The sequence below is a fragment of the Nakamurella flava genome (genome assembly GCF_005298075.1).
Taxonomy (GTDB): Bacteria; Actinomycetota; Actinomycetes; order Mycobacteriales; family Nakamurellaceae; genus Nakamurella; species Nakamurella flava.
Map to the genome: position 1 here is coordinate 632,202 of NZ_SZZH01000001.1, position 19,823 is coordinate 652,024.

A 19,823-nucleotide genomic window follows, 5' to 3' on the forward strand; every position below is an offset into this window, starting at 1 on the left:
CGGATCGTCCGGCGCGGCGACGGTGAACGGGACCCGGACGCCGGCGGCCCGGAAGACGCGCTCCACCGGCGCTGATCGGGCCGCTGTCACCGCCAACGGGTCGGCAGGCTCGGCCCCGTCGGTCGCGAACGGGTCGGCACCGGCCAAGGCCCGGGGCCGGGCTGCGGTCGCGACGGCCGAGCGGCCGGTCGCGCCGGCCCAGCAGGCCGCGGCAAAGGCCCGCCGCAAGGCCGCCAAGCTGCTGTAGTCGATCCCGGGCCCGAGATCTCGATCCGGCGCCTTCGCCTGTCCCGGGGGTGCCCCGGGACGGGCCGGCTGGGCCGGCCGAACCGCACCGCTCCGGCGACCGGCGCGGGTGCAGGCCCGCCACCGTCAGCTGGTCATCCGGGGTCCCAGGGCGCGGAGGTAACGGCGGGTGATGATCGCCTGCACCGCCCGTGCGGCGGGTCCGCCGAGCCGGGCGTACCAGGTCGCCGGACGGGAGAACGCGATGATGCGCAACCACACGACGCCGGCCCCGTCCTGCTCGATCAGGAAGGCCTCCTCACCGGACTCCGGATGCCCGGGGGCCGTGCCGTAGGCGAAGCCGGCTCGGCGGACGACGCCCGCCCCCGGCGTCCCCGGTTCCGTGTCGGTCGGCCGGGCCGCGGCGCGGTCGGCCGGACCGCCGCCGGCCTCGGTGGTGACGACACCGACCACCACTACCGGGGCCGACAGTCGGGCCGGGCCCGCCCCCACCCGCAACGTGACCCTGCGGCCCGGCCGTGGCGGACCGTCGACGTCGACCCGCACCCCGGCCTCGCGTTGGACCTGCCAGTCGAGGACGGCGGCGACCGCCTGCTCGAACCGTCGGTCACCCCGGCCGATCGCGACCCGCTCGTCGATGCAGTGATGGCCCGGGAGCGGGGTGGGTGGCTCCTGCAGGGTGCCGCCCGTCGGTGCGTAGGTGACCGCGCCGTCGATGTCCCGCCGCTCCGGCCGTTCCGCCGTGTCGCTGTCCATTTCCGTTCCGTACCCCGTCAGGTCCGTTCGCAGCCCGGCTCGAGCCCGTCGGCCGCCGCTCAACCCTTGCGGCCGCCCGTGCGGGTGAACATCGACCGATGGCCCCGGGGATGCGCCAAGACGGGTCGGACCATGATCGCCATGGAGGACGTGGACGCCTGCGCACGACTGGCCGACCTGATCGACGAGATCGCGGCGGCCCGACCGTCACCGCGCCAGCTGCTGGATGCGACCGGTGAACGCGCCGCCGGGATCCGGTCCGGCTTGGCCGGTCTGCTGGATCTCAAGGCCGGCGGCAGGGATCTGGTTCCGGGGGTCGGGTTCCGGGCGGAGTACGACGACGGGACGCGGGGCCAGGTCCGCCACTTCGCTGGCATCGTCGTGTCGACCGTGCGGATGGGTGGCCCGGCGACCCGGCTCGTCTCCGAACGGATCCGGAACGATCCGGCCGATTCACCCGACGGGCGACTGAGCCTGGCCGGGATCCAGTTCGCCCAGGAGGTCCTCAGCGGAGCGATCCCGGTCGCCGGGGCCGGTCAATGGGTGCGCGATCATCTGTCCGCCCGCCCGTCCCCGGCGGTCTGACAGTCACCTTTCGACCCGGGGCACCAGGCCATCGGGACTCGCCCGACGCCTGCCGGCCGCCCGACGGCGTCCGGCCGTTTGGCTCCGGTTCCCTCCGGTCTGCGACAATGCGCCCCGTGAAGACGTTCGATGCGCTGTTCGCTGAACTGACCGAGCGTGCGGCCACCCGTCCGACCGACTCCGGCACCGTCGCGGCTCTCGACGCCGGGGTGCACGCCCAGGGCAAGAAGCTGCTGGAGGAGGCCGGCGAGGTGTGGCTGGCCGCCGAGCACGAGGACGACGACAGCCTGGCGCTGGAGATCTCGCAGCTGCTCTACCGGGCCCAGGTGATCATGCTCGGCCGCGGTCTGACGCTGGAGCAGGTGTACCGACATCTGTAGCGGTGGTTCCGGAGCGCCCGCGGTCGTCGTTCCGTCGTCCGCGGGTCCGTCCCTCCGGTTCCCACACCGCTGCCCACCCCCGCACCTGCCCTCCGGCCGTCCGGCGTCCGCCCGGACCCCGCCGACCACCACGCCATCGCCGGGCCCGCGTGGACCCGGTCGACCGCGCACGCGAAGCGGCCCTGCGGGCCGCCGCCTGCCGCCACCGAGGAGAACCACTGATGCTGAAAGTCGCCGTCCCCAACAAGGGCACCCTGAGCGAGCCCGCCGCCCACATGCTGCGCGAGGCCGGCTACCGGCAGCGCTCGGAATCGCGGGACCTCACCGTCATCGACACCGTCAACGACGTCGAGTTTTTCTTCCTCCGGCCCAAGGACGTCGCCGTCTACGTGGGTTCCGGGGAGCTCGACCTCGGCATCACCGGACGGGACCTGGCCCGCGAATCCGGCGCCCCGGTGGGGGAGGTCGTCGCGCTCGGTTTCGGGCAGTCGTCCTTCCGCTACGCCGGACCGGCCGATCAGGACTGGCACGTCGCCGACCTGGGCGGCAAGCGCATCGCCACCGCCTACCCCCATCTCGTCCGGCAGGACCTCGCCGCCCACGGCCTGACCGCCGACGTCATCCGACTGGACGGCGCCGTCGAGATCTCGATCCAGCTCGGCGTGGCCGATGCCATCGCCGACGTCGTCGGCTCGGGGCGGACCCTGCGGCAGCACGGCCTGGCCGCTTTCGGGGATGTCATCTGCGCCTCCGAGGCGGTGCTCATCGGCCGTTCCCCCGACGGTGCCGACCCGCAGGTGTCGGCGGCGGCCCGGCAGCTGGCCACCCGGCTGCAGGGTGTGGTCTTCGCCCAGCAGTACCTGATGCTGGACTATGACTGCCCGGCCGAGTTGCTCGAGCGGGCGACCGCCATCACGCCCGGTCTGGAGTCGCCGACCGTGGCTCCGCTGGCCGACCCGAACTGGGTGGCCGTCCGGGCGATGGTGCGGCGCCACCAGGCGAACCCGGTGATGGACGCCCTGGCCGAGTTGGGGGCCAAGGCGGTCCTGGCCTCCGACATCCGGTCCTGCCGCCTCTGACGACGCGGGCCGCCGCCCACCGGGCCGTCGACACAGACCCGTCGGCGGTCAGTGGGGGGCGTCGGCGTCCACCGGCCCGGCCGACGGGGCCCGGGTGAACCCTGGGTAGGGCAGCAGCTGCCCGCCGAACTCCGGGCAGTGGTCCTGCTGGACGCACCACCGACACCCGGCCCCGCGTCGGGCCGGGAAGTCGCCGGTCTCGACGGCGCGGGACACGGTGCGCCACAACGCGCCCAGGCCGCGCTCGTACGCGGCGAGTTCGTCGGCGGTCGGGCTGTAACGCAGGGTCAGGCCGTCGTCGAGGTAGATCAGCCGCAGCTCGCCGGGTACCTCGCCCCGCGATCGCCACACCATCAGCGCGTAGAACTTCAGCTGCGACAATGCGCCCAGCTCGTGCTCGGGGCCCGGCGCCCGGCCGGTCTTGTAGTCGACCACCCGCAGACGCCCGTCGGGGCCCCGGTCGAGCCGATCGAGGATGCCCCGCACGGGCACCGTCGTCGGGCCATCGGCCGGGCCGCCGCCGACCAGCTCGGTGTCCACCATCCACTCGCACGCCTCCGGCTCCAGACGCCGCGGGTCCTCCAGCTCGTAGTAGCGGCGCAGCAGCCGTTGGGCGTCGGCGATCCAGGCCGCCAGGGCCGTCGGCGGGACCAGCTCGTTCAGCGCCGGGTCCTGCTCGACGAGCTGCGTCCAGGCCGGGACGACATCGGCCAGCGTGCCGGGCAGTCCGCGCTGGTCGGCCGGTCGGGCGAACAGGCGCTGCAGCACGAGGTGCACCAGGATGCCGCGGGCCGCGGCCCGCCCGGTCGGTTCGGGCAGGCGGTCGATCGCCCGGTAGCGGTAGAGCAGCGGGCAGTTCTTGAAGTCGCCGGCCCGGGACGGGGACAACGCGAGCCGCCGGCGCGGGCGCTCACCGGACGGTGTGACGTCCGTGGGGGTGACGTCGCTGCTCTGCACACTCATGTCGCGGAACGTAGTCATGGGGACCGACAGCGAGTCCCGATCGGGGGTACGCCCCCCTCGTCGCGTACCGGGGGAGCGAAGGAGGGCCAAGGCCAGCGCCCCGACCAGGAGCACGGCCACCGCGGCCAGGATCGCCAGCCCCCACCCGCCGGGTGAGGTCGCCGTCGGTGCCATGGGCCCAGCGTGCCACCCGGTGCCGACGCCGCAGGTCACGGCGTCCGTTCCGCTCAGGGACCGCACATCCTCAGCCGATACCCTGCACGGATGCCCCTGCCGCCGTCCCCCGAGCCGACCGCGTGGTCGCAGCTCGCCCGACGGTTGCCGGCCGGCTTCCAGGTGGCCCGGATCGCCGGGGTGCCGATCTTCGTCGCACCGTCCTGGGTGGCCTCGGTGGCCGTCATCGCGGTCCTCGGCGTCCCGGTCGTGCAGCAGGCGGTGCCCGGTACCTCCACGACGTCGGCCGTCACCGTCGCAATCCTGCTGGGGGTCCTCCTCGGGGTCAGCGTGCTGGCGCACGAACTGGGTCACTGCGTCGCCGCCCGCCTCGTCGGCAGCCGGGTGCTGGGTGTGCGGCTCTACCTGCTGGGCGGGGCGTCCGAGCTGGTGGGCGTGCCCCGCACCCCGCGCGACGAGGCCGTCATCGCCGGTGCCGGTCCCGTGGTCAGCGCCGCCGTCGCCGGTCTGTGCGCGATCCCCGCGGCGGCGGTGGATGCCGGTTCGGTGCAGTGGCTGCTGTGGTATCTGCTGGCGCTGGCCAACGCGGTGCTGGCCGTCTTCAACGTGCTCCCGGCGCTGCCGCTGGACGGCGGTCGCGTGGTGCGGGCGGCGGTCTGGCGGCTGTCCGGTCGGCGACCCGCCGGCACCGCGGTGGCCGTGGCCGGCGGGTTCGTCGTCGCTGGGGCCCTGGCCGCCGCGTCGGTCGTCCTGCTGCTCACCGCCGACGGTTCGGCGTTGCTCGGCGCCATCGGGCTGGGCACGGCCGCCTTCGTCGCCGTGGGGGCTGCCGGGGAGTTCCCGCGGCGGATCCGTCCGGTCGACCTGCCCGCCACCGGCGACGCGGCCGCCGCCGCCGGCATTCCGCAGCTCACCACGACCGATCGTCGGGTCGGGTCGTCGCGGTCCCCGCGGCCCGGTCGGGTTCCGGACGACTGGCTCAGCCTGGCTCGCCCCGTGGTGACCATGCCCGCCGAGTCGCCGATGCACCTGGCGGCGGGAGCCGGGACATCCGTTCTGCTGACCGGAACGGGGGGCACGTCCAGCGGGTTGCTCGACCACCGGGTCGCGGCGGAACTGGCCCGCGAACAACCCACCGCGCCGGCCGCTGCGGGCGCCGAGGCGCTCGAGCCCGATAGCGTGCTGCTCGCCGCCGATGCCGCCGGCGACGTGGCCGGCCGGATGGGCCGGTCCCGTGCGTCGATGTTCCTCGTCGTCGACGACGACGGCCGGGCCAGCGGGGTCCTGCACCGCGCCGACCTGCTGCTCCGGTCGGCGCGGGACCCGCGCTGACCGACCGGGTCCGCCCGCCCCTGTCCGACCACCCGCTCGACCACGCTCGCGTGTCACCCACCGAAACGGATTCCATGCTCAACCCCGAGTCGCCCGCCCCCGAAGCAGCCCCGCTCGACGCAGTGATGCCGACGTCACCGCCGCCCACCAACGCCGACGAGCCGGACGCGGACGCCGCCGCCCCGGTCATCGCCGGGGGCCGCACGGGCCCCTTCGTGGTGGGGGACCGGGTCCAGCTGACTGACTCGAAGGGCCGGAAGTACACGATGCACCTCGAGACGGGGGCGACGTTCCACACCCATCGCGGCGCCCTGCAGCACGATGCGCTCATCGGGCAGCCGGAGGGCTCGGTCATCACCTCCGCGGGCGGGTCGTCGTATCTCGCGTTGCGTCCGCTGCTGACCGATTACGTGTTGTCGATGCCGCGCGGTGCGGCCGTCATCTACCCGAAGGACGCCGCGCAGATCGTGCACTGGGGCGACGTGTTCCCGGGTGCCACGGTCATCGAGGCGGGCGCCGGTTCCGGAGCCCTGACCTGCTCGTTGCTCCGCGCGGTGGGTCCGACCGGTCGGGTCATCTCCTACGAGATCCGGGACGACCACGCCGAGCACGCGGTCCGCAACGTCGAACGGTTCTTCGGTGGCCGGCCGGCCAACTGGGACCTGCGGGTCGGCGATCTGGCCGATCACGCGGCGTCGGGTGACGCCGAGGTCGCTGACCGGATCGTGCTGGACATGCTCGAGCCGTGGACGATGATCCCGACGGTGCTGGAGTGCCTCCGGCCGGGTGGGGTGCTGATCGTCTACGTGGCGACCACCACCCAGCTCTCCCGGGTCGCGGAGGATCTGCGCGCCAGCACGGGCTTCACCGAGCCCGACGCCTGGGAGTCGTTGCACCGGCCGTGGCATCTCGTCGGTCTCTCCGTCCGGCCCGAGCACCGGATGATCGGCCACACCGCGTTCCTGCTGACGGCCCGTCGTCTGGCTCCGGGCGTGACCGCCCCCCGCCCCCAGCGACGACCCACCGCCTCCGGCCGCTGAGCGTCGGCCACCGTCCCGCGCGCGTCGCCCCGGGCATGACGCGCCGGTAACGATCTCGGGTCGTCCGGCGGGCGACGGGATACCTCCATCACGGGTACCGGTTCTCGACCCGACCGGCGGGTGACTGCGTCGGTGCAGGTCACGATGGGTGGCCGAACCGGTCGGCGGGTGATCGGCCGCCGCCGGCGTCGGTGGGTCCCGGCCAGCGGACCGAGACCATCGTCACGGCTCGCCGGTGGACCGGGCGTCCGGGAATGTCGGTGGCCGTAGGTACCGTGAGACTTTGCAGCACTCCGGAACGGGGAGGGCAGTCGTGGTCGACAGTCAGGGAACAGGTACGGGCGGCGGTTTCGGCGGCCCGGATGACGGCCGGCAGACGCCGGCCCAGCTGACGGCGCAGGTCCGGTCGTTGAACGACGAGATCGCGCAGTTGCGGCGGCGGTTGGCCACCATGCCGGCCGACACCCGGCCGCTGGAACGGCAGCTCACGGAGTCGGCCAATCGGATCGCGGCGTTGACCGAGCGGAACGAGAAGCTCGTGGTCACCCTGCGCGATGCGCGGGGACAGCTCCTGCAGCTCAAGGAGGAGGTCGACCGCCTGGCGCAGCCGCCGAGCGGTTACGGCGTCTTCCTCGGCGCCGGCCCGGAGGGCACCGTGGAGGTGCACACCGGTGGGCGCAAGATGCGGCTCACGGTGTCGCCGACCATCGAGGTCGACGAGCTCCGGCCCGGCCAGCAGCTGCGGCTCAACGAGGCGCTGACCGTCGTGGAGGCCGGCGAGTACGAGCTGGTCGGTGAGGTCTGCGCGCTGCGCGACGTCCTCGGCACCGATCGGGCGCTGGTCGTCGGGCACGCCGACGAGGAACGCGTCGTGCATCTGGCCGAGCCGCTGCGCCAGGCCACCCTCAAGCCGGGGGACTCCCTGCTGGTCGACAGCAAGGCCGGGTACGCCTACGAGAAGGTGCCCAAGGCCGAGGTCGAGGACCTGGTCCTGGAGGAGGTGCCGGATGTCGAGTACGGCGACATCGGCGGCCTGACCCGGCAGATCGAGCAGATCCGGGACGCGGTCGAGTTGCCGTTCCTGCACGCCGATCTGTTCCGCACCTATCAGCTGCGGCCGCCGAAGGGCGTCCTGCTGTACGGGCCGCCCGGTTGCGGCAAGACGCTGATCGCCAAGGCGGTGGCGAATTCGCTGGCCAAGAAGGTCGCGCTGTCCCGCGGGCAGGAGCACGTGACCAGTTACTTCCTCAACATCAAGGGCCCGGAGCTGCTCAACAAGTACGTCGGCGAGACCGAGCGGACCATCCGGCTGATTTTTCAGCGGGCTCGCGAGAAGGCGGCCGACGGCACCCCGGTCATCGTCTTCTTCGACGAGATGGACTCGGTCTTCCGCACGCGTGGCACCGGTGTCTCCTCGGACGTGGAGACGACGATCGTCCCCCAGCTGCTCAGCGAGATCGACGGTGTGGAGGGGCTGGAGAACGTCATCGTCATCGGTGCCTCCAACCGCGAGGACATGATCGACCCGGCCATCCTGCGGCCCGGCCGACTGGACGTGAAGATCAAGATCGAGCGTCCGGACGCCGAGTCGGCCCGGGACATCTTCACCAAGTACCTGGTGCCAGAGCTGCCCATCCACCCGGAGGATCTGGCCGAGTTCGGCGGTGATCGGTCAGGGACCGTGGCGGCGATGATCCAGCACACGGTCGAGCGGATGTACGCCGAGACCGACGACAACCGCTTCCTGGAGGTCACCTACGCCAATGGTGACAAGGAGGTCCTCTACTTCAAGGACTTCAACTCCGGCGCGATGATCCAGAACATCGTGGACCGGGCCAAGAAGTACGCGATCAAGGACCAGATCGTCACCGGCGGCACCGGCGGTGGTCTGCGGGTGTCGCAGCTGCTGGACGCGATCACCGATGAATTCGCCGAGAACGAGGACCTGCCGAACACCACGAACCCGGACGACTGGGCCCGCATCTCGGGGAAGAAGGGCGAGCGGATCGTCTACATCCGCACCCTGGTCTCCGGCAAGCAGTCCGAGGGCTCGCGGGCGATCGACACCGCGTCGAACACCGGCCAGTACCTCTAGGCCCCGGCGCTTCCCGGCGCGGGCGGTGGCGGCATCGTCGTCGCCCGCGCTGGGTACCGTCGGGCCATGCGCTCCGACTCTTCCTCCCCCCGTGCCGGTCGACCCGGCCACGCGGCCTGGGCCATCGGCACCGCCGTCCTCGGCCGTCCCGCGTACATCACCACCGGTGCGGCCGACGCCCTCCCCGGCGACCGGTCGGTCGACGCCATGCGGCAGGCGACGTTCGACGTCCTGGACGCCGCGCTGACCGCCGGGGTCGACTGGGTGGACACCGCCCGCTCGTACGGCCGGGCCGAGGAGTTCGTGGGGGACTGGTGGCGGGAACGGGCGGCCGCCGACCCGGACTGGGTGCGGTCGGCGCCCACCGTGTCCAGCAAGTGGGGTTACGCCTACGTCGGTGACTGGGATCGCGACGCGGCCGTCCACGAGGTCAAGGAACACAGTGCCGCGCAGTTCCGGCGCCAGTGGACGCTGACCGAGCGGACCCTGCCCCGGTTGGCGCTGTACCAGGTGCACTCGTTGACGACCGATTCCCCGTTGTTCGACGACGCCGAGCTGCTGGACGCCCTGGCCGGGCTGCGGGACTCCGGGGTGGCCATCGGTTTCACCACCACCGGCACCGGCCAGGCCGACACCATCCGCAAGGCCCTGGACGTCGAACGTCAGGGCGCCCGGTTGTTCTCCGCCGTGCAGTCGACGTGGAATCTGCTGGAGACCAGCGTCGGTGACGCCCTGGCGCTGGCCTCGCGGAACGAGCTCACGGTCCTGATCAAGGAGTCGCTGGCCAACGGTCGGCTGCTCAGCCGGCCGCCGCGGGCGCTGCGCGAGATCGCCGGCGATCGGGGCGTCACGCTGGACGCCGTCGCGTTGGCCGTCGTCGCCCGGCAGCCGTGGGTCGACCGGGTCCTGCTCGGATCGGCCGGGGTCGACCAGCTCACGTCCAACGTGGCGGCGGACACCGTCGAACTGGACGACTCCGACATGGACCGGCTGCTCGCCGCCCCGCAGGACCCGGCCGAGTACTGGGCCGACCGGTCGGCCCTGGCCTGGACCTGACGCGCGAACTCTCACCCTCGGGTTGAGGGTTCATCCTCGGAAGTCTCACCGTCCGCTGGATGCTGAGCCGCCCGGGCGCCGGCGGCGTCCAGCCCGGTCTCCAGTTCGTCGAGGATCCGTTCGGTCTCGACGATCAGCGCCCCGAGCAGCACCCCGCGTTCGAGATTGGCGGCCAGCAGCGCGCTGAGGTCCGCGTTGATGGCGGCGATGGTCTCCCGGGCCAGCACGATGCCGCGACGGGCGGGACCGGCCTCGACCGGCGGCAATGCCGATCGCTGCGGCCGGGTGCTTCCGGCGAGCAGGGCGTAGGCGAACGCCTCGATCGCCCCCGCGGTGGTCGCCAGCAGCGCCGAGGCCATCGGGTAGGGCGGTTGCCGACCGTCGGTGCCGGACAACCGGTCGGCGGTGTCACGCAGCGTGCGGGCCAGTACCCGCACCTGGACGTCGACGACGATCAGGGTGTCGGCCGCCTGACGCACCCGGTCCAGGGCACCGGTCCAGGCGGCCCGGTTGGGATGCAGACGCAGGGACTGGTCGGCGTCGGCCACGTCGTTCTCGGCCCGTCCGGCGGCCCGTCGCTGCTGCCGGGCGGTGGCCAGCCACCCCGACGCCTCCTCGTGCGTCCACGGGCGGGCGATGCCCGTCGACATCCGCCCCAGGACGGCGACGACGCCGTCCGCGACATCGGCCGTCGACCGTCGCGCCGGATCGACAAGGTTCGGCGGGACGATGAGCAGGTTGACGGCGACGGCGACGGCCGCACCGACCACGGTGTCCAGATACCGCTGGCCCGGATCGGCCCCGCCCCCGAGCACCAGCACGAACAGCCCGTTGATGGGGATCTGCGCCGCCGCCCCGGGGGAGAGCCGCAGGATCCGGCCGGCGAGGAATCCGACGGTGACGATGACGCCGATCGACCAGACGTGCAGGCCGACCAGACCGCCCAGCCAGATGGCCACCAGGATGCCGATCAGCACCGCGACCAGACGCTGCAGGGCGTCGCCGACGGAGGCGCGCACGGTCAGCAGGGCGATCAGGGACGCGGTGATCGGCGCCCAGATGGGGCTGGGGGAGTTGAGCCACCACAGGGCGAGCGCCCAGGCCAGCGACGCCGAGAGTCCGATCTTGAACGCCTGCACCAGTACGGTGCCGTCCAGACTCAGCAGGTCGGCCAGACCGCGGACCCCGCCTCGGCCGGTCCCGGCGACGCGGCGACGCACCGGTCCGAGGACCCGTTGCCATCCGCGGCGGGACCACCGGGTCGGGCGGGCTGCGCGGGAGTCGGGGTCGGGCACGTCTCTGATCCTGTCGTACCACCGTGCTCGGCGGCGGTTCCGGACCACGCGATCGTCGTCACCCCGGGCCACGGCCCGGCGAACCCGGCGGACCCCCGCGCCCACCACCGAACGGCCGGGACCCGTAGATTTCCCGGTATGACTGTGCGTCGCATCATGGGGACCGAAGTCGAGTACGGCATCTCGGTGCCGGGCGAACCCGGGGTGAACCCGGTGATCTCCTCCACCCAGGTCGTCCTGGCCTACGCCGCGTCCGTCGCCGCGCCGCGGGCCCGCCGCCCCCGTTGGGACTACGAGGTGGAGTCGCCCCTGCGGGACGCCCGCGGGTACGACCTGTCGGCGCTGTTCGGCGCGTCCGAGCCGGACATCGACGACATCGGCGCGGCCAATGTCATCCTCTCCAACGGCGCTCGGCTCTACGTCGACCACGCCCATCCGGAGTTCTCCTCACCCGAGGTCACCAACCCGCTGGACGGCGTGCTCTTCGACAAGGCCGGTGAGCGGGTGATGGAGGCGGCGGCCCAGCTGGCGGCGGCCGTGCCCGGGGCCAAGCCCATCCACATGTACAAGAACAACGTCGACGGCAAGGGCGCCTCCTACGGCACCCACGAGAACTACCTGTGCAAGCGGGACACCCCGTTCCCGGCCCTGATCGCCGGGCTGACGCCGTTCTTCGCGTCCCGCCAGGTGATCACCGGTGCCGGGCGGGTCGGCATCGGTCCGTCCGGCCAGACCGAGGGCTACCAGCTGGGGCAGCGGTCGGACTACATCGAGGTCGAGGTCGGGCTGGAGACCACGCTCAAGCGGGGCATCATCAACACCCGCGACGAGCCGCACGCCGACGCCGACAAGCACCGCCGGCTGCACGTCATCATCGGGGACGCCAACCTGGCCGAGACGTCCACCTACCTCAAGCTGGGCACGTCGGCGCTCGTCCTGGCGATGATCGAGGCCGGCTGGCCCATGCCGGACGTCGAGCTGGCCCAGCCCGTGGCCGCCGTGCACCACATCTCCCACGACCCGTCCCTGAAGACGGTCGTCACGCTGCACGACGGGCGCAAGTACACCGGTCTGGACATTCAGCGGGCCTACGCCGAGGCGGCCGCCGCGTTCGTCGCCGACGGTGGCGGGGCGGCTGTCGGGGCCACGCCCGGCGGCGGGGAGCCCGACGAGCGCGTCGAGGCCCAGACCCAGGACGTCGTCGACCGCTGGCTCGACGTGCTCGACCGGCTCGAGCGCGACCCGATGCTGCTGGCCGACGAGCTCGACTGGCCGGCCAAGCTGCGGTTGCTGGAGGGGTACCGCGCGCGGGACGGACTGTCCTGGGGGGCGCCGCGGCTGGCGCTCATCGACCTGCAGTACTCCGACGTCCGGATGGACAAGGGCCTGTACAACCGGCTGGTCAGCCGCGGGTCGATGAAGCGGCTGGTGGACGAGGACGCGGTGCAGCGGGCGATGACGGCTCCGCCGGAGGACACCCGGGCCTACTTCCGGGGTCGGTGCGTCGGCCAGTTCGCCGACCGGCTCGCGGCGGCCTCCTGGGACTCGGTGATCTTCGACGTCGGCCGCGAGTCGCTGGTCCGGATCCCCACCCTGGAGCCGACCCGCGGGACCCGGCACCACGTCGGCGCCCTGCTGGACGCGGCCGCGGACGCCACCGAACTGGTGGACGCGCTGACCCGCAGATAGACGGCCGGGGGACGGCACGGACCAGTGCCGTCGGAGTGTCGGACCGCCTGGGTAGGCTTCGCAGGACGATCGACGATCGGAGAGAGCATGGCGCAGGAACAGACCAAGCGTTCGGGTGGCGGGGACGGCGACGAGGACGTCGCCGGCGCGGACGGCGGTGGTCAGGAACGCCGCGAGAAGTTGGCTGCGGAGACCGACGACATCCTGGACGAGATCGACGACGTGCTCGAGTCCAACGCCGAGGACTTCGTCCGCTCGTACGTCCAGAAGGGCGGCCAGTGATCGGCGACCGTTCGGGTTTCGCCCCGTCGCAGCCCGCCGCGCCCTGGCCGGTCGCCGCGGTCCCTGCGGCCTACCTGCGCCCGGGGACCGGTTCGTTCACCGAGTTCCTGGCCGCGGCCGAGCCGCATCTGCTGCCGCAGCGGCCGATCGACCCGTACAGCGGGCCGGCGGGTTCGGGCCCGGACGTCCCCCATGCGACCACCATCGTGGCGGTGACCTGCGCCGACGGCGTGGTGATGGCCGGTGACCGGCGGGCGACGATGGGCAACATCATCGCCCAGCGGGACATCGAGAAGGTGTTCCTGGCCGACTCGCACTCGGCGATCGGCATCGCCGGTACCGCGGGTCTGGCCGTCGAGATGGTCCGGCTGTTCAAGCTGGAGCTGGAGCACTACGAGAAGATCGAGGGCGTCCGGCTGTCGCTGGACGGCAAGGCCAACCGACTGGCCACGATGATCCGCAACAACCTCGGCGCCGCCCTGCAGGGTCTGGCGGTCGTCCCGTTGTTCGCCGGGGTCGAGGACAGCTTCGGATCCCGGGGGACCGCGCCGATGCCGGCGACCGGGCCGGGCCGGATCTTCTCGTACGACGTCGCAGGCGGGAAGTACGAGGAACACGACTACTTCGCGGTCGGCTCCGGGTCGGTGTTCGCCCGCTCCGCCCTGAAGAAGCGCTACCGGCCGGGTGCCGATCTGGCCACCGCGGTGCGGTACACGGTCGAGGCGCTCTACGACGCGGCCGACGACGACAGCGCCACCGGCGGCCCGGATCTGACGCGTCGGATCTTCCCCGTCGTGGTGGCGGTGACGACCACCGGCGCGGTCCGGTGGTCCGACGAAGCCGTCGGTGCGGTGGCCGATGCCGTCGTCACCGGACGGATGCAGAACCCGGGGGGCTGAGTCCGGGGCCGCCGTCGATCCACCCGATCGCCGGCGGCCGCTCCCGCCCCCGCCCCCGCGTCGCCCGACCCCACGGCCCGCCGGATCCGACTTCCGCGACCGTGAACGCCCGAAGGAGCCCGTCCGCCGTGACGATGCCGATCTACGCCTCGCCCGAACAGTTCATGCGGGACCGGTCCGAGTACGCCCGCAAGGGCATCTCCCGGGGTCGCAGCGTCGTCGTCATGACCTACGCCGACGGCGTGCTGTTCGTCGCCGAGAACCATCAGCCGTCCCTGCACAAGGTCGGCGAGATCTACGACCGGATCGGGTTCGCGGGGGTCGGCCGGTACAACGAGTTCGAGAACCTGCGGACGGCCGGGATCCGGCTGGCCGACGTCCGCGGCTTCTCCTACGACCGGCGGGACGTGACGGGTCGCTGGTTGGCCAACGCCTACGCCCAGACCATCGGCTCGATCTTCTCCGAGCACCAGAAGCCGTTCGAGGTCGAACTGTGCGTCGCCGAGGTCGGTCCCGCACCGGCTCCCGGCGTGCCGCTGATGACCGACGACGACGGCCCCACCGGCGGGCACGACCAGCTGTACCGCATCTCCTACGACGGGTCGATCGTCGACGAACGGCGGTTCGTGGTGATGGGCGGGGCGACCGAGCCGGTCGTCTCGGCCCTGCAGTCCAGCTATGCGCCGGGTCTGCCCCTGCGCGCCGCTCTTCGGGCGGCGGTCTCCGCGCTGGGCGCGGCGGGGGAGAACGCCCCTCGGCAGCTGACCCCGGCCCAGTTGGAGGTCGCCGTCCTCGACCGGACCCTGGCCGGCCGGACCTTCCGCCGCCTCGAAGGCGGGGCGTTGTCCGCCCTGCTGACCGAGCCGGAGGTCGTGGTGACCCTGCCCGAGGGCCCTGACCCCACCGAGTCCGATCCCACCGACGCGGACGCCGCCACGGGGGATGAGACGGCCTGAGCGGACTGTCCGCCTGCCCGCGACGTTCGACCGCCATTCCCAGAAATCTGGGATCAACCGGTATCACGCGCACTCGAGCTGCCTCCTGACCCCGGGTTCGGGCAGTCCTGACGAGGGGTTCGGGAGTTCCTGAACGCCGTGCGCCACCCCACTAAGCTGCCCGGCGAAGGTCGTTCGGCATCCAGCGGCGGGTCCACGAACGGGAGGTCGACGTGTCGCAGTCGCGCCTGTCGGTCGTCGTCCTCGCCGTTGGCGGCGGGACGGCCGCTGACGCTCCGACGGTGGAGCGGAACGAGTGGGAAGGCGTGAAGCCGATGACGAGCGCTGAGGACGGCGTGACAGACCCCGCGGGAACGCTGACCGAGCTGTCTCCCGCACCGTCGCCGCGGATCGCCGGTGACGGGTCCGCTCCCGGGACGGTGGAGACACCGTCACCGCCGGAACCGGTTGTCCAGGACGACGCCGCGGCCGGTCAGACCCGCCGTCGCGACGCCGGGGACCTGGTGGTGCGGGCCGGTGCGGCCTTCCAGAGCTACCGGGAGGGCACCCCGGGCGCCATCGACGAACTGGTCCGCCTGGTCAGCCCGCTGCTGTGGCACACCGCCCGCCAGTGCGGGCTGACCGGAGCGGAGTCCGAGGACGTCGTGCAGCAGACGTTCATGCTGCTCGTGCGGCACAAGGACAGCATCAGCGATCCGCTCGCGGTCGTGCGCTGGATGACCGTCAGCCTGCGCCGGATGGCCTGGCGGGAGAAAGCCGCCGGGGCCAAACGCACCGGCGAGGAGCCCACCGATCAGGACCTGCCCCGGTCGCCGTCGGCCGAGCATGCCGCGTTGCTGACCGATCAGCAGCGCCGGTTGTGGGCACTGGTGTCGGAACTGCCCGAACGGTGTCGACGGCTGCTCGCAGTCATCGCGTTCGCCCCCAAACCCGACTACGCCCGCATCGCCACCGACCTGGGCATCCCGATCGGTTCCATCGGCCCGACCCGTGGTCGCTGCCTGGCCAAGCTGCGCGCCCGACTCGACAAAGGAGAGTGGTCATGATCGCTCCTGGTGACCGCCCTGCCGGGCCCGGCGCCCCCGTGGCGTTACCCGCCCAGTCGCACCTGGGGACGGCCGGGGATTTCGTGGCCGAACTGGAGCTCGCCGACGCCGACGAGGTCGGTGGCCTGGAACCGTTGGATCGCACCGACCTGCGTCTGCTCGGTGATCTCGCCGCCATCTACGACGCCTTCGACCCGATGCCCGAGCTGCTGCCCGACCTGATCCTCTTCGGACTGGACGGTCTCGGGGCCATGGACTCCGACATCGGCCGTGGCCCGGCATCGGACGGCCCCGACGGGCGGCTGGACGCCGAGCTCGCCCGGCTGGTCGAGTCGGAGCTCGCCGGGGTCGGACCGTCGGGAACGCGGTCGGTCGAACATGCCCGTCGGGTCACCTTCGCCAGCGACAACCTGACGGTCATGCTCGTTCTGCACCCGCACCGGGACGGCTCCGTCCGCCTGGACGGTTGGGCCGCACCGGGTGCGGGACTGCGCGCCGAGCTCCGTTCCGGCGATGCCGTGCTGTGCACCCAGTGCGACGACGCTGGACGGTTCGTCTTCGAGGCCGTTCCCGGGGGTCCCGCCCAGCTGGTCCTGCATCCCACGGAGCTGTCGGATCCGGTGCTGACCCTCCCGGTGGTCACCCCGGCCGTCCATCTCTGACGCGCGCACGCCGGCCCCGACTTCCGAGGGAGGGCGGCGGCGTTGCCCTGCCCGCGGATTGACCCGACTATCGCTCCGCGATAGAACCGACGTCGGTGGTCGAACCGGGCGGAACCCCCTGCCGTTGCGTGAGGCCGCGCCTGCCGGACGGTGGGTGGCTGAAGCCTGGAGGGTGGCGCGACCGGTGATCTGTCGACAGAACGACACGTCGACGGATCGCGGGGTGCTGCCGGACGGGTCTGCGGGAGCAAACGCTGGATCTCTCCCGACCGCCGCCCGTCGGGTGCTCGATGCGTCGGCCGGCCTGCCGGCTCGGCCACCGCGGACACGCGGCCCGTTCGCGGCCCGGCCAGCACCTGTCTCTGCGGCTCAGCGGGCCGTCGTCACCGGTTGGACCTCGGCCCGCGAGCTCATCGACATCGGACGACCGGCGACGGGACTGCGACAGGCGGAACGCACCGTCGCCCGCCTGGACCGCCTGGTGTCGGCCTCCGGCGCCGATCCCGGGTGGACGTCGGCGATGCGGGCCCGGCTGCTACTGGTGCAGGCCGACGCCCAGGTGGAGCTGGGGGAGATCGACGACGCCGAGCGACTGCTCGACGAGGCCGCCGAGCTGGCCGCCACGACGGCTCCGACCGCGTCCCCGCACGTCCGGGCGTCCCGGGCCGTACTGCTCGCCCGGACCGGCCGCACTGCACAGGCCTGGCGCGAACTGGACGCGGCCATCGCGACGAACGGGCGACCAGGAGCCGCCCTGGTGCGGATGCTGCACTGGCGGGCCCTGCTGCACCTCGGCGACGGCCGGCCGGAGGAGGCGCAGGCCGACTGCGCGCAGGCCCACCGGCTGGCCGAGGAGCTGGGCCTGATCGCTGGGGTCGCGCTGGCCGTCCACCAGCGCGGACTCGTGCACTTCGTCACCGGTGACCTGCCCCGGGCCCTGGCCGACATGAACCGGGCCGAGGAGATCGATCCCGTGGTGCGCGTGGGGTACCGCGCCCTGGATCGGGCCCGGGTCCTGGCTGCGGCCGGATTGGTGCTCGAGGCCACCGACGCGGCGGTCCGGGCCGAGCAGGCGTTCGCCGCCGAACGCGCCCGGGTCGACCTGGCCGAGGCGCTGCTGGTGCTGGCCGATCTGGATCTGCTGCGTGGGGACCCGGCCAGTGCGGTCCGTCGTTCCCAGCAGGCGGTGCGCAGCTACGCCGCCGCCCGGCATCCGCGCGGCGAGCTTTCGGCCCGGGTCAGCGAGCTGCGGGCCGAGTCCCGCCAGATCGATCTCCCCGGACCGGGCCGTACGGAGCCCGCGGCGCCGGGCGACCCGTCGGGGTCCGATCGCCGGCGTCGCGCCCGCCGGGTCGCCGCCCACGCCGACCGACTGGCCTCCGAACTGCTCGCCGCCGGTCTGACCGAGGACCATCGGACCGTCCGGCTGCTGCAGGCCGATGCCCTGCTGCACGACGACCGGCTGGACGCCGCGGCCGCCGCGATCGAGGCTGCAGGCGTGCTCGAGGGGGGTCGGCTCCGCGGGACCAACCAGACCGCCACCATCGCCACCGAGCTGCAGGCCCGGGTCGTGCGCGCCCGTCTGGACTTCGCGCGGGGACGGGTGGCGGCCGGACTGGCCGAGATCCGCCGGGGTCTGGACGATCTCGCCCGCTATCAGGCACGCTTCGGATCCCAGGACCTGCAGTCGGCCGCCGCGATGCACGGCCGGGAGCTGACCGGGCTGGGCCTGCGCGCGGCCCTGGAGACCGGGTCGCCGGCGGTGGTGCTGCAGTGGCTGGAGCGTTCGCGCGGGGCGGGGACCCGGTTGCCCGCGGTCCGGCCGAGCGCCGACCCGTTGCTCGGCCGGGAACTCGGTCAGCTGCGGACCGCGATGTACCTGGCCCACCTCGCGACCGTGCGCGGGGTGCCTGACCCGGTGCTCGACCGCCGGGTCGACGACCTGCGCCGACGGGTCCGGGCCCGGTCCTGGTCGCTCGCCGGTCCGGGTACGGTCGATCGCCCGCTGTCGCTGGCTGCCGTCCGACGGCGCCTGGCCCGGACCGATCCGCGGATCAGCATCGTCGCGCCGTTCCGGGGGCGCGGCCGGTTCCATGCCCTGGTCATCACCGCCGACTCCGCCCGCTACCTGCCGACGACGGCCGGGTTCCCCCTCGACCGGCTCCTGGCCCGCATCGTCGGTGACCTGGACGTCCTGGCCGACCGCCGGGTGCCCGAACGGCTCCGCGACGTCGCCCGGGCCTCGCTGCGGGCGGCGCTGGCGTCGGTGGCGGGAGAGATCGTCGAGCCCATCCTGCCGTTCGTGGACGACGGCCCGGTCATCGTCGCGGCCACCGGGGCCGCCGCCGTCGTGCCCTGGGCCCTACTGCCCGGACTGACCGGCCGACCGGTCAGCGTGGTGTCGTCCGTCACCGGGGCGCTGGCCGCGCTGGACCGCCGCGCGGACGATCACCGGCACGGGGTGCTGGCGGTGGCCGGACCCGACCTGCCCCACGGGCGCGCGGAGGTCGCCGCCGTCGCCGCCGCGCATCCCGGGGCCGTCGTGCTCACCGACGACCGGGCGACCGGCGCGGAGGTGCTGCGGGCCATTCCGGCCGGCGGCCTGTTGCACATCGCCGCCCACGGCCACCACGAACCCGCCAGCCCGCTCTTCTCCGGGGTGCTGCTGCACGACGGCCTGCTGTACGGGTACGACGTGGCCCCGAATCCGACCCTGCCGGCCCAGGTCGTGCTGTCCAGCTGTGACGTCGGACGGGCCGACGACCGCCCCGGCGGGGAACCGCTGGGCCTGGTGGCGGCGTTGCTGCGCAGCGGGGTGTCCACCGTGGTCGCGGGGACCGCGCGGATCTCCGATCAGGCGGCGGCGGCGACCATGGCCGCCTATCACCGACGGCTGGCCGCCGGCGACCGGCCCGCCGCGGCGCTGGCCCAGGCCGTCGCCCACGTCGCCGACACCATCGACGACCCGGCGCCGTTCACCTGCTTCGGGGCCGGTCTGTAGGACCACGACCGCGGGTGCCGGCCGGACAGGCCCGAGGGTGCCGTCGGTGAGTGGTCCGGCCGGGCGCGGGTACTGGACCGGTGGGTGACACACCGTCGGCGATCCTCGCGTGGTCCGCGGTGGAACCCGTTGTCGGAGGGGTGCACTACCGTCGTGCGCACACCGTCCACCGCCGCCGGCACCGGATCGGTGTGGGCGTGAATGCGAAGGGGTTGGCCCGCAGTGACGAAGGCAGTGTCCGGGGCGTGAGGTGCCCGGTGGGTGAGAGGGCCATCGCTCGGCGGGTG

At 73.1% G+C, this 19,823-nt stretch carries 17 protein-coding genes; 14 read left to right on the forward strand and 3 right to left on the reverse strand.

All coding sequences use genetic code 11. The annotated features are described in order from the left end of the window. Positions 1 to 372: 372 nt before the first annotated feature. Positions 373 to 1,002, reverse strand: coding sequence for a DUF1990 family protein (locus tag FDO65_RS02865; protein ID WP_137447957.1), 630 nt, complete (start codon positions 1,000 to 1,002; stop codon positions 373 to 375). A gap of 132 nt (positions 1,003 to 1,134) precedes the next feature. On the opposite strand from FDO65_RS02865, the gene FDO65_RS02870 reads away from it, so the two are divergent. The 3 genes from FDO65_RS02870 to hisG all read left to right on the forward strand — a co-directional run bounded on the left by FDO65_RS02870 (position 1,135) and on the right by hisG (position 3,046). Continuing rightward, positions 1,135 to 1,587: a hypothetical protein gene (locus tag FDO65_RS02870; RefSeq protein WP_137447958.1), complete on the forward strand. Its 453-nt coding sequence runs from the start codon at positions 1,135 to 1,137 to the stop codon at positions 1,585 to 1,587. A 116-nt stretch (positions 1,588 to 1,703) separates the two neighbouring features. Then, on the forward strand, positions 1,704 to 1,967 hold the full coding sequence (locus FDO65_RS02875; RefSeq protein WP_137447959.1) for a phosphoribosyl-ATP diphosphatase: 264 nt from the start codon (positions 1,704 to 1,706) through the stop codon (positions 1,965 to 1,967). Positions 1,968 to 2,188: 221 nt separating this feature from the next. Continuing rightward, positions 2,189 to 3,046 (forward strand): ATP phosphoribosyltransferase, encoded by an 858-nt coding sequence (gene hisG / locus FDO65_RS02880; RefSeq protein WP_137447960.1) that lies wholly within the window; start codon positions 2,189 to 2,191, stop codon positions 3,044 to 3,046. 48 nt (positions 3,047 to 3,094) lie between these two features. Here the strand turns inward: hisG and FDO65_RS02885 are convergent, their stop codons facing one another. Next, the gene (locus FDO65_RS02885) at positions 3,095 to 4,009 is read right to left on the reverse strand and encodes a RecB family exonuclease (protein ID WP_137447961.1); all 915 of its coding nucleotides are present in this window, start codon (positions 4,007 to 4,009) and stop codon (positions 3,095 to 3,097) included. A gap of 264 nt (positions 4,010 to 4,273) precedes the next feature. Between FDO65_RS02885 and FDO65_RS02890 the strand changes: the two genes are divergently transcribed. The 4 genes from FDO65_RS02890 (at position 4,274) to FDO65_RS02905 (ending at position 9,706) form a co-directional block, all read left to right on the forward strand. After that, positions 4,274 to 5,515 carry a site-2 protease family protein gene (locus FDO65_RS02890; protein ID WP_137447962.1) on the forward strand — a complete coding sequence of 414 codons (1,242 nt, stop codon included), beginning with the start codon at positions 4,274 to 4,276 and terminating at the stop codon, positions 5,513 to 5,515. 188 nt (positions 5,516 to 5,703) lie between these two features. Continuing rightward, positions 5,704 to 6,555, forward strand: a complete 852-nt coding sequence (locus tag FDO65_RS02895) for a tRNA (adenine-N1)-methyltransferase (protein WP_420847510.1) — start codon at positions 5,704 to 5,706, stop codon at positions 6,553 to 6,555. A 388-nt stretch (positions 6,556 to 6,943) separates the two neighbouring features. After that, positions 6,944 to 8,650 carry a proteasome ATPase gene (arc, locus tag FDO65_RS02900; RefSeq protein WP_420847511.1) on the forward strand — a complete coding sequence of 569 codons (1,707 nt, stop codon included), beginning with the start codon at positions 6,944 to 6,946 and terminating at the stop codon, positions 8,648 to 8,650. Between the two features lie 66 nt (positions 8,651 to 8,716). Next, positions 8,717 to 9,706 (forward strand): aldo/keto reductase, encoded by a 990-nt coding sequence (locus FDO65_RS02905; protein WP_137447963.1) that lies wholly within the window; start codon positions 8,717 to 8,719, stop codon positions 9,704 to 9,706. 11 nt (positions 9,707 to 9,717) lie between these two features. Here FDO65_RS02905 and FDO65_RS02910 read toward each other — a convergent pair whose 3' ends face one another. Continuing rightward, complete coding sequence (locus FDO65_RS02910; RefSeq protein WP_166442012.1) at positions 9,718 to 11,001, reverse strand: FUSC family protein; 1,284 nt, start codon at positions 10,999 to 11,001, stop codon at positions 9,718 to 9,720. A gap of 144 nt (positions 11,002 to 11,145) precedes the next feature. Here FDO65_RS02910 and dop point away from each other — a divergent pair, with 144 nt between their 5' ends. The 7 genes from dop (at position 11,146) to FDO65_RS02945 (ending at position 19,536) form a co-directional block, all read left to right on the forward strand. Continuing rightward, positions 11,146 to 12,690 (forward strand): depupylase/deamidase Dop, encoded by a 1,545-nt coding sequence (gene dop, locus FDO65_RS02915; protein WP_205849931.1) that lies wholly within the window; start codon positions 11,146 to 11,148, stop codon positions 12,688 to 12,690. 87 nt (positions 12,691 to 12,777) lie between these two features. Then, positions 12,778 to 12,972, forward strand: a complete 195-nt coding sequence (locus FDO65_RS02920) for a ubiquitin-like protein Pup (RefSeq protein ID WP_137447966.1) — start codon at positions 12,778 to 12,780, stop codon at positions 12,970 to 12,972. Further along, positions 12,972 to 13,871: a proteasome subunit beta gene (gene prcB, locus FDO65_RS02925; protein ID WP_205849932.1), complete on the forward strand. Its 900-nt coding sequence runs from the start codon at positions 12,972 to 12,974 to the stop codon at positions 13,869 to 13,871. The genes FDO65_RS02920 and prcB overlap by 1 nt, the downstream gene beginning before the upstream one ends. 128 nt (positions 13,872 to 13,999) lie before the next feature. Then, positions 14,000 to 14,827 (forward strand): proteasome subunit alpha, encoded by an 828-nt coding sequence (prcA, locus tag FDO65_RS02930; protein ID WP_137447967.1) that lies wholly within the window; start codon positions 14,000 to 14,002, stop codon positions 14,825 to 14,827. A gap of 212 nt (positions 14,828 to 15,039) precedes the next feature. Then, positions 15,040 to 15,873, forward strand: a complete 834-nt coding sequence (locus FDO65_RS02935; RefSeq protein WP_205849741.1) for an RNA polymerase sigma factor — start codon at positions 15,040 to 15,042, stop codon at positions 15,871 to 15,873. Next, positions 15,870 to 16,535 carry a hypothetical protein gene (locus FDO65_RS02940; protein ID WP_137447968.1) on the forward strand — a complete coding sequence of 222 codons (666 nt, stop codon included), beginning with the start codon at positions 15,870 to 15,872 and terminating at the stop codon, positions 16,533 to 16,535. The genes FDO65_RS02935 and FDO65_RS02940 overlap by 4 nt, the downstream gene beginning before the upstream one ends. A gap of 481 nt (positions 16,536 to 17,016) precedes the next feature. Beyond that, entirely contained in the window at positions 17,017 to 19,536 is a 2,520-nt protein-coding gene (locus FDO65_RS02945; RefSeq protein ID WP_137447969.1) for a CHAT domain-containing protein, read from the forward strand. Positions 19,537 to 19,823: the final 287 nt, after the last annotated feature.

Coding starts and splice junctions, on each gene's coding strand:
- FDO65_RS02865 (WP_137447957.1), bottom strand. CDS start 1,002: ATGGACAGCGACACGGCGGAACGGCCGGAGCGGCGGGACATCGACGGC.
- FDO65_RS02870 (WP_137447958.1), top strand. CDS start 1,135: ATGATCGCCATGGAGGACGTGGACGCCTGCGCACGACTGGCCGACCTG.
- hisG (WP_137447960.1), top strand. CDS start 2,189: ATGCTGAAAGTCGCCGTCCCCAACAAGGGCACCCTGAGCGAGCCCGCC.
- FDO65_RS02885 (WP_137447961.1), bottom strand. CDS start 4,009: ATGAGTGTGCAGAGCAGCGACGTCACCCCCACGGACGTCACACCGTCC.
- FDO65_RS02890 (WP_137447962.1), top strand. CDS start 4,274: ATGCCCCTGCCGCCGTCCCCCGAGCCGACCGCGTGGTCGCAGCTCGCC.
- FDO65_RS02905 (WP_137447963.1), top strand. CDS start 8,717: ATGCGCTCCGACTCTTCCTCCCCCCGTGCCGGTCGACCCGGCCACGCG.
- FDO65_RS02920 (WP_137447966.1), top strand. CDS start 12,778: ATGGCGCAGGAACAGACCAAGCGTTCGGGTGGCGGGGACGGCGACGAG.
- FDO65_RS02940 (WP_137447968.1), top strand. CDS start 15,870: ATGATCGCTCCTGGTGACCGCCCTGCCGGGCCCGGCGCCCCCGTGGCG.